This window comes from Dactylosporangium sp. NPDC000244 (assembly GCF_040300725.1).
Taxonomy (GTDB): domain Bacteria; phylum Actinomycetota; class Actinomycetes; order Mycobacteriales; family Micromonosporaceae; genus Dactylosporangium.
Genome location: NZ_JBEPEH010000077.1, coordinates 22,420 through 31,996 on the forward strand (window position 1 = coordinate 22,420; position 9,577 = coordinate 31,996).

Here is a 9,577-nt window from a genome sequence, read left to right on the forward strand (position 1 = left end):
ATTTCAGGAGCATCGTGACTGAACGCATCTCGTCCGTCGACGTCCTCGATGTGCGGTTCCCGACGTCGCGGCACCGCGACGGATCCGACGCGATGAACCCGTTTCCGGACTACTCCGCGGCCTACGTCGTCCTGCACACCACCGCCGGTTCCCAGGGCCACGGGCTGGTGTTCACCGTCGGCCGCGGCACGGAGATCCAGGTGGCGGCCGTGCGGTCACTGGCCACCATGGTGACCGGGCGGGCCGTCGACGAGCTCGTCGCCGACCCCGGCGGCCTGGCCCGGCAGCTGATCGGCGACAGCCAGATCCGCTGGCTCGGCCCGGAGAAGGGCGTGGTCCACATGGCCGCCGGCGGGCTCGTCAACGCCGTGTGGGACCTGGCCGCGCGCCGGGCCGGTAGGCCGCTGTGGCAACTGCTGGCGGGACTGTCACCGGAGGCTCTGGTCGCGCAGATCGACTTCCGCTACCTGCGTGACGCGCTCACCGAGGACGAGGCGCTGCAATTGCTGAGGACCGGCGCCGCGGGCCGGCCGGAACGGGAGCGGCTGCTGCTCGACGAGGGGTATCCCGCCTACACCACGACGCCGGGCTGGCTCGGGTACGACGATGCGAAGCTCGAACGGCTCTGCGTCGAGGCGGTCGAGGCCGGGTATCAGCTGATCAAATTGAAGGTCGGCGGTAACCTCGCCGACGACGTACGCCGGATGGGTATCGCCCGCCGGGCCGTCGGGCCGGCGATCCGCATCGCCGTCGACGCCAACCAGATCTGGGGCGTGCCGGACGCCATCCGGTGGATGCGGGAGCTGCGCGGGTTCGATCCGTACTGGATCGAGGAACCCACGTCGCCCGACGACGTGCTCGGCCACGCCGCCGTCCGGCGGGCCCTGGCGCCGATCAAGGTGGCCACCGGTGAGCACGTGCACAACGCGGTGATGTTCAAGCAGCTCCTGCAGGCGGGCGCCGTGGACGTGGTGCAGATCGACGCGTGCCGGGTCGGCGGCGTCAACGAGAACCTCGCGATTCTCTTGCTGGCCGCCAAGTTCGGGGTGCCGGTCTGCCCCCATGCCGGCGGGGTCGGGCTGTGCGAGCTGGTGCAGCATCTGGCCCTGTTCGACTATGCGGCGGTGAGCGGCACCACCGAGAACCGCTTCATCGAGTACGTCGACCACCTGCACGAGCACTTCACCGACCCGGTGCGGATCCGGGGCGGCCGGTACGCTGCACCGACGGCGCCCGGTATGAGCGCGGAGATGGTGCCGGCATCGCTGGCCGCGTACCGGTTCCCGGACGGCCCGGCGTGGGCGATCGGGGAGGCGGCATGATCGTCGACGCTCATCACCACCTGTGGCAGCCGGAGCGCGGCTATCAATGGCTGGACGAGCCCGGCCTGGAGCGGATCCGGCGGCCGTTCGGCGCCGCCGATCTGATCGCCGAGCTCGATGCCAACGGCGTGGACGCCACCGTGCTCGTCGAGGGTGGGCGGTGCCACCCGGACGAGGCGGCGGACCTGCTGGCCATCGCCACGGACACCGAGCCGATCGTGGGCGTCGTGGCGTGGATCGACATCGCGGCCGGTGACGTGACGGAGACCCTGGAGCGCTACCGCCGGTTGGACGGCGGCGAGCTGCTCGTCGGCGTGCGCGCACAGGTGCAGGGTGAAGCCGATCCCAACTACCTCGACCGCCCCGACGTCCGGCGCGGCCTCGCCGCGGTCGGCGCCGCCGGGCTGGTGTTCGACCTCGTCATCCGGGCCGACCAGCTGCCCGCCGCCGCCCGGGCCGCGGCGGCGGTCGGCGAACTCCGGTTCGTGCTGGACCATCTCGGCAAGCCCCGCATCGGCGCGGGCGAGGCCGGGCTGCGGTCGTGGCGGGAGCCGTTCGCCGCGTTGGCCGCCCAGCCCAACGTCACGGCCAAGCTGTCCGGGATGGTCACCGAGGCGGCCCCGGGCTGGACCGCCGACGATCTCGTCCCGTTCGTCGCGGCCGCCGTGCGGGAATTCGGACCAGAACGTCTGATGTTTGGCTCCGACTGGCCGGTGTGCCTGCTCGCCTCCAGCTACCACGGCGTGCGCGATGCCCTGGCCGGGGCGTTGCCGGCCCTGCCGGCGGCGCAACTCGGCGAGATCTACGCCGGCACGGCGACGCGGATCTACGGCCTGGCGGATCGGGTCAGGCCCGCTCGTTCGACGCCCGATCCGCCAGCACCGCGCGCAGCCACGCCTCCGAGGTGTTGACGTGCAGCAGGGCGCTGGCCTGTGCCAGCAGCTGGTCCCGGGCGCGCAGCGCCCGGTAGATCGCGTCGTGCTCCTCGATGGTGGTGTGCGCGGAGTTGCCCTCGATCAGCCCGCGCCACACCCGCGCCCGCAGTGTGCGGCTGGACAGGCCGTCCATCAGGGTGGTCAGGGTCTCGTTCCCGGTGGCGGCGATGACGGTGCGGTGAAACGCGGTGTCGAAGTGGATGAGCTTCTCGTGGTCGTCGGCGGCGGCGCGCATGTCGTCGAGGATCCCGCCGAGCTCGTCGAGCTGTCCGTCGGACAGGCGCACCGCCGCCAGGCCGGTGGCGACCGGCTCCAGCATCCGGCGGACCTCCATCACCTCCAGCAGTGTGTCGTCCTGCAGCAGCTCGACCGCCAGTCCGAGGCCCTCCAGCAGCAGGCGCGGCGCCAGGCTGGTGACGTAGGTCCCGTCACCGCGGCGGACGTCGAGGACCCGGGCTGATTCGAGGGCCTTCACCGCCTCGCGTACGCCGCTGCGCGACAGCCCCATCTGCGTGGCGAGCTGTGGTTCCGGCGGCAGCCGCGAGCCGGGCGGCAGCTCCCCGCTCTGGATCATCGCCCGGATCTTGGTGATCGCCTCGTCGGTCAGTGCCACCGTCTCTCCCTCGCGCACGCTCGGTCCACCGTTGCTCACTATAGAGACATCTGATGTCTGGTCGCCGAGAAGGAGTCAAGCACCCGGTCGGCCCGCGGCCCGTCCGTCCGGCCCGGGCGCGTCACTGCGGTATCGCGGTCCCGATGAGCAGCCAGGTGATCGCGGCGCAGGCGGCGCCGATCGGCACCGCGGCGATGACGAGGGCCGCCGGCGACCACCACGCCACGCGGCGCGTCACGCGAGCCGGCAGGCCCTGGACACGCAGCGCGGCCAGCTCCGCGCGAGGCGCGGTTGTCGTGGTGACGGCCAGGCCCGCGACGCCGAGCAGCACCGAGAGCGCCCCGGCGAGCAGGAAGAACCGCAAGGCAAGGGCCGAACCGGCCCGGCCCAGGACCGCGCGTTCGTCGGCGACGGTGCGCCGGCCGACGATCCTCAGCCCCGCCGCGGTGAGTGCCTCGGTGATCGATGCCGGGGCGTCGCGGGCGAGCCACACCTCACCGCGGCCGGTGAGGTCGGAGTCGGTCGACGCCCGGTCGGCCGCCTCCAGATCCACGAGCGCGCCGCGTCGCCCGAGCCGGGGCAGCCGGTCGGCGTGCCCGACGACGGTCCCGCCGACCGCGCCGTCGAACGCGGCGTAGACGCCGTCGGGTGGTAGCGGGCCGGTCGACACCAGCGCGAGGGCGGCCGGGACGTCCGGCGGGAGGAGACTGCCGGCTTCGCGGCGCGGTGACGGCGGCAGCGTGACCTCGAGGCCGCCGCCGGCGACGCCGGCGCTCGCGCCGGGCGGCATCCGCCAGCCGGCGCCGAACGGCTGCCCCTGGATGGTATGCAGCGTGAGCCGGGCCGGTGCTCCGACGTAGGTCGGTAGCCCGACCTGCATCGACACGAGCCGGCAACCGGCAGTGCAGGCCGGCGCTGGGGCGGTGTAGACGTGCCGGCCGAGCGCAATGGACCCGAAGTCGATCTGAACTCGCTGGACGCCGCCGGCCGGCGCGACGAGCGCCGTCAGCGTGGCCGGCTTGCCCGCGAGGTCGACGGCGGTCAGGTCGGCGTCGACGGTGGCGCCGGTCAGCGTCACACCGGGGCCGGCCGCCGGCCGGAGCCGGGACGCGAGCGCCGACACCGGTTCCGGCGAGTAGTCGCCGGGCCAGTACGCCACCGCGGCGAGCCGCGCCGAGTCGACCGCGAGGGAGGACGGCAAGGTCGTGCTGACGGCCGGGATCGGCACGGCCGCCATCGCGTAACGGCCGTCCGGGTCCGCCGCCCTGGTGGCCCGCAGCAGGTGCGCCCGGGTGGTCTGGTCGATCAACAGGACGGTCGGCGCGCCGAGCGTCAGCTCGGCCCGGTACCGCTGATCGCGGTCGGCGACCACCGTCGCGAGACCGGCGAAGCCGAATGAGCCGAACGCCACGACGAGCAGGACCAGCAGCCGGTGCGCGGCCGGGCGCCGGGCCAGCCGGAACGCGGTGAGCGCGGCGACCAGGGCACCGCGGCGCAGGTACCGCCCGGCCAGCCGGGCCGACAGCGGCCGGAGCAGGCGGGCCGCGAGCAGCGCCAGCCCGGCGATGACCAGGGCCGGGGCGATGAGCGTGACGCCGGTCAGCACACCGCTGCGCCGCTGCAGGACCGCGGCACCGGCGAGCAGCACGAGGAGCGTCTCCACAACCAGTGTCCGCGCCCGGGTGGTGTTGCGATCCACGTCCCGCAGCAGTTCGACGACCGGCGCCCGGACGGTGCGCACCTGGACAGCCACGCCGACGAGCAGCGACCCCAGGACAGCGATGCCCGCGTAGGGCAGCACGGCGGCGTCCATGCGGGCCGGTGCGGGGGCGACCGCGCCGACGATCAGCCGGCCCAGGAGCACGCCGACCGGGGCACCGGCGAGCACGGCCAGCGTCGTCCCGCCCGCCGCGAGCCACCACAGGACCCGCCTGGGCACACCCCGCAGCGCGACGACGCCGAACTCGTAGCGGTTCGCGCGGGCGACGCCGGCGACCGCGAGCAGGATCACCGCCCAGGCGAGGACGACGACGGGGATCGCGGCCAGCGGCATGACCTCGTGAGCCTGCTCGCGGTTGCGATCGATGCGGTCGAGCAGGTCGGGCAGCGCGGTGCTGACGCTGACGCGTCCGGCCTCGTCGTTCTGGGCTTCGGCGAGCCACCCGCGCAGCGCCGGGAGCCGTTCGACGGTGATCGCGCCGTCGGTCGCGTGGGCCTCGAACGACTGCAGCTCGCGCGGGTGGTCGATGCCGGCCAGGGTGTTGCGCGCGACGTACATCGGATCGTTCTGGTAGTCCTGCTCGCTGCGGGTGCCGTGCCCCCAGTACAGGTCGGCCGGGTCGCGCGGCCGGACCAGCCCGACCACCGTCATCGTCCACGGCCCGCCGGCGGGGACGAACACGTTGCTCGCGCTGTCGAAGGTGGCGGCCTGGTCGCTCACCCGGTCGCCGACGGCGAGCCCCAGCCGTGCGGCGACCGCCTCGCTGAGGACCGTCTCGCCGCCGCCCATCAGGCACCGCCCGGCCACGACGACGACCTGCGCGCACAGATCCTCACGGAACGCGACGCGGCGGACCTGGTCGCTGCCGGCGCGGTCCCGGCCGGCCGGCATCGCCAGGAACTCGGTGCTGAAGACGCTGACGAACCCGCTGAGCTGGACCTTCTCGGCGGCGAGTCGCTCGAAGTCCTCGGGCATGGCACCGCCCGAGGCCCGCTGGACCGGTGCCGACACCCAGATCGTGCGCTCGGCGTTGGCGGCATGCCGGACCTCGCCGGCGACCACCGCCCGGTCGATCGACGTCTGGTAGACCGGCGCTGCCACCGCCGCGGCCGTGGCCAGCACCGCGAGGAGCCACAGTGCCAGTGCCTGGCCGCGCCGGGCGCGCAGCATCGCGAGCATCAACGCCGCCATGCGCGCCCCCGGCCTTGGTACTGCGGGGCCAGCGCGCACCCGCCCAACAGCGCCACGACGACCGCCGTGGCGCCGAGCAGGGCCAGCGCCGCCGCGCTGCGGGTGCCGGCCGAGGCCGGCCAGGCATCGGTGAACACCGGTATGGGCGGATGGGTGATCGCCCGGGCCACGGCGGCGGCCAGTGCGCCGGTCAGCGCGGCCAGCACGGCCGGGACCAGCGCCGCCCAGCGGCCCGCGGTGCGCAGCGCGCGGGCCGGTACGCCCTGGCGGCGCAGCGCCTGGAACTCCTCGGCGCGGGCCCGGCGCTGGACGGCCGCGATGACCAGCAGCGCGATCGCGGCGGCCAGCAACCCGGCCCCGCTCATCAGCACGCCGAAGCGGGCCGCGGTGGCGGGGCCGAACCGGGCCTGCCGGGCGTCGGCCGCGCCGACCGAGTCCTCGGCCACGATCGTCAGCCCAGCGTCGCGGAGCCGGTCGAGCACGTCGGCCGGCGCGCCGGGGGCGAGCCAGACCTGCTGCCGTTCGGCTCGCGGCGTGCCGCCGGCGACCCGATCGGCGTATTCGAGGTCGACGAGGATTCCGTGTGTGCCCGCCCCCGGCAGCAGCGGCGCGGCGATCGGCTCGACGGGCACGGCCCGGCTGCCGAAGGGGTCGATCGTGCCGGTGCCCCGCGCATCGGTCGGCGGCAGCCGTCCGGCGACCGCGGCCGGCAGCGGCACGGGCGCGTCGACGACGTAGAGCCGGTCGTCGACCGGCAGTTTCGACAGGCCGGCCGGGACGGTGGCGAGCGCGAGGCGCCCGTCGTACGAGCGCATGCTGATCGTCGCGGCGATGTTGCCGGCGCCGGTGCGCCAGCGGCCGGCGTCGGCGAAGACGGCCGGCGTGATCACGGTCTTGCCGTCGGTGTCGAGCTGCCGCAGTTCGACCGCGCGCCCGCTGAGGAGTTCGAACGAGACGAGCCGGCAGCCGGAGCGGCAGTCGGGCACGCTCGCGCCGGCCGGGCCGCGCCCGCCGTCGACGGGGGTGAACCGGGCGGTCACCGGGACACCGGTGGCCGCGACGACGAGCGTGGCCAGCAGCACCGGCGGCCCTGCCGGTGGGTCGGCGCCCGCGTCGGGCAGATCGTCGGCGGCCGGTACGCTCGCCATCAAGGTGAGGCTGGTGCCGGAGAACGTGATCGGTGGCGGTGCCGGTGGCCGCAGCCGGCTGGTGTCCAGCGATGCCGGGGCGGCGAGCACGTACGGCAGCCGGGGCGAGTCGACCGCGAGCACCGGCACGCCGCCCGGGCCGGATCCGGTGACGACGGCCATCGCCTGCCGTCCGCCCGGGTCGGCGGCGCGGACGGCGTTGAGCAGGCGAACCCGGTCGCCTGATGCGACGGTGAGGACCCGCTGGCCGCCGACCTCGACCGCGGACCGGTGGTGCCGGGCATCGCTCGCCTCGGCCCAGTGCTGCCCGGCCAGCCCGAGGAGGCAGCCGGCCGCGGTGAGCAGGGGTAGCATGCGGTACGCCGATGAACGCCGGGCCAGGAGCAGCGCGCCGAATCCGGCCGCGACCCGCCCGTTGACGAGCGCCGAACGGCCCACGGCCGTCGCCGCAGGCACCAGGAGCCGGCCCGCGAGGACCGCCGCCGACGCGGCGAGCATGCCCGGGGCGAGCAGTTGCACGCCGATGGGGCTGCTGGTGGCGAGGGTCTGGTAGATGCTCGCCGCGGCGAGCCCGAGCACGCACACCTCGACGACGGCGGAGCCGAGCCGCGGCGGCCGCGCAGCGGCGGCGTGCAGGAGCCGTTCGACCGGCAGCCCGGTGGTCCGCCAGTCGGCCAGGACCGCGGCGGCCAGGCCGGCGGCCAGGACACCACCGGCGATCGGCAGCCGGTCCGGCCCGTCGGCGAGCACTCCGATGAGCGCGCCGGCCGCCGTCCCGGCCGCGATCGGCACTCCGGTCTGCCCGCTGGTAGCCGCGACGAGCCGCCAGCGCCGGGCACCCCGCAGCGCGAGTTGTGCGACGTCGGACCGGTGCTCCTCGGCGGCGTACCGCGCGGCGACCGCCATCGCGATCCAGCCGATGACGGCCAGCTGGGCCGCCGCCAGCCACACGCCGCGCGCCACGACCTGCCGGTCGGCGGCGATCCGCTCGGCGAGAGCCCCGCCGGTCGTGCTGACCTGGAGCGGGACGCGACGCATCCGGTCCACGGCGGCCGTGAGGTCGCCGCCGCGGGTGAACACCTGGGGGCTGAGCATCGCGTCGAAGGTGGCCCGGACCGTGGCCCCGGCGGTGGCCACGGTGTCGAAGGTCGTCCAAGCGGCGTCGTCGGCGGTGGTCCAGTACCAGGACAGCGGGTCGGCCGGGTGGTAGGTGCCGGCCAGCCGGAGCGGCCGCCGCGCCGAGGCCGGGCCGACGGTCACCTCGAGCCGGTCGCCGATGTGCACACCGAGCCGTTCGGCGCTCTGGGTGCTGAGGATGACGTCGCCGGTCGCTTGTGGACAGTGCCCGTCGATGACGGCGTTGGTGCAGAACCCTTCGCGGTAGCGCAGCGGCATGGGCAGGTGCTGTTCGCCGGCGGTGACCGTGCCGGCGAGCTCGACGCCGACCGCCTGGCCGTCGACCGGCAGCGCCAGGGCCCGCCGGGCGGAGGCTGCGAACGTCTGCATGACCGTCTCGCCGGCCAGGTCGACCGCCACCGTGCCGTTCGCCGAGACGGTCCGGCCGTCCGGCGGGGTCGCCGCGATGCGTGCGGTCGCGGCGGTGTCGGTGGCGCGGTGCGCGTACCAGGGCACGAGGCCCAGCCCGGTGCTGAGGAGCGCGGCGAGCAGGAACATGCCGGTGGACACCACCCGGCGGGCGACGATCGCCGTCCAGATCAGCACAATCATGCGCCGGCCCGATTCACCGGATCAGTGTATGGAGAATCGGGTCGGCGGCAATCCCGTGCGGAGACGGCACTGACGCTGACGGCCGAGCGACACGTGCGGGATGTTCTAGTTGCTGTTGTTGGGGATGCTGTCCCTGACGCGGCCCCACCGAGCCCCCGCGGCCGCCGCACCCTGCCGCGGCGTGATCGCTTGGGCTCGGGCGAGGAGCCTGCGCATCGAAACTTGCGGCCGAGTCATGAAATTTTCGCAGGGACCTCCGCCCGTGAAGTGCTGGAGAGTCCCGGCTTTCAAGCGGCAATATATTGGCATCCGAAAACTGTTATGAATGCATCGCCGGCCGAGTCGTCATTGAAATTTCCGTACCTCGGCCGGCGGTTTTCAAACGATGCGCAGCCGCTCTCAAGTGCCAGTACGTGCGTCGATGTGCGACCTCTGGGTCGAGACAATGGTCGGTGTACTTGAATGTTTCGAAGGGGTCTGGCAGCCTCGCGAATCTGGGCGTAAACGGTTGCTCGGCATCGCCGGTGACGAGTTTGTGAGCGCTCACGCGATCGGTTGTTTACCGGAAGTCAGGAGGCCAGCGTGGCTGAAAATCCCTCCGCCCGTCGTGGCGGGACTCGGCGGAAACGATCACTCGGAATCCGAGCGACCATCGCCGGTTTGGTCGGTGTCGTGGCGGTGGGTGCGGCCGCGGTGATGATGCCGTCGGCGAGCGCCGCCGCGAGCACGCTCGGTGCGGCGGCCGCGCAGTCCGGGCGGTACTTCGGCACCGCGATCGCCGCGGGCCGGCTCGGCGACTCGACGTACACCACGGTCGCCGGGCGTGAGTTCAACATGATCACGGCCGAGAACGAGATGAAGCCCGACGCCACGGAACCGCAGCGTGGCCAGTTCAACTTCAGCGCCGGCGACCAGATCTA

At 74.0% G+C, this 9,577-nt stretch carries 6 protein-coding genes; 3 read left to right on the top strand and 3 right to left on the bottom strand.

The annotated features are described in order from the left end of the window. Window positions 1–11: 11 nt before the first annotated feature. Window positions 12–1,322 carry an enolase C-terminal domain-like protein gene (locus ABT369_RS55935; protein WP_350626613.1) on the top strand — a complete coding sequence of 437 codons (1,311 nt, stop codon included), beginning with the start codon at window positions 12–14 and terminating at the stop codon, window positions 1,320–1,322. Beyond that, the gene (locus ABT369_RS55940; protein ID WP_350626603.1) at window positions 1,319–2,233 is read left to right on the top strand and encodes an amidohydrolase family protein; all 915 of its coding nucleotides are present in this window, start codon (window positions 1,319–1,321) and stop codon (window positions 2,231–2,233) included. The genes ABT369_RS55935 and ABT369_RS55940 overlap by 4 nt, the downstream gene beginning before the upstream one ends. Here the strand turns inward: ABT369_RS55940 and ABT369_RS55945 are convergent. The 3 genes from ABT369_RS55945 to ABT369_RS55955 all read right to left on the bottom strand — a co-directional run bounded on the left by ABT369_RS55945 (window position 2,169) and on the right by ABT369_RS55955 (window position 8,657). Further along, window positions 2,169–2,870: a FadR/GntR family transcriptional regulator gene (locus ABT369_RS55945; protein ID WP_350626605.1), complete on the bottom strand. Its 702-nt coding sequence runs from the start codon at window positions 2,868–2,870 to the stop codon at window positions 2,169–2,171. The genes ABT369_RS55940 and ABT369_RS55945 overlap by 65 nt on opposite strands. A gap of 121 nt (window positions 2,871–2,991) precedes the next feature. Beyond that, on the bottom strand, window positions 2,992–5,781 hold the full coding sequence (locus tag ABT369_RS55950; RefSeq protein WP_350626607.1) for a hypothetical protein: 2,790 nt from the start codon (window positions 5,779–5,781) through the stop codon (window positions 2,992–2,994). Next, a complete protein-coding gene (locus tag ABT369_RS55955; RefSeq protein WP_350626609.1) occupies window positions 5,769–8,657 on the bottom strand; it encodes a hypothetical protein in 2,889 nt (962 codons plus the stop codon). Before ABT369_RS55955 ends, ABT369_RS55950 begins: the two co-directional genes overlap by 13 nt. 672 nt (window positions 8,658–9,329) lie before the next feature. On the opposite strand from ABT369_RS55955, the gene ABT369_RS55960 reads away from it, so the two are divergent. Then, window positions 9,330–9,577, top strand: a 248-nt coding sequence (locus tag ABT369_RS55960) for an endo-1,4-beta-xylanase (protein ID WP_350626611.1), incomplete at its 3' end; no start/stop codon positions are given.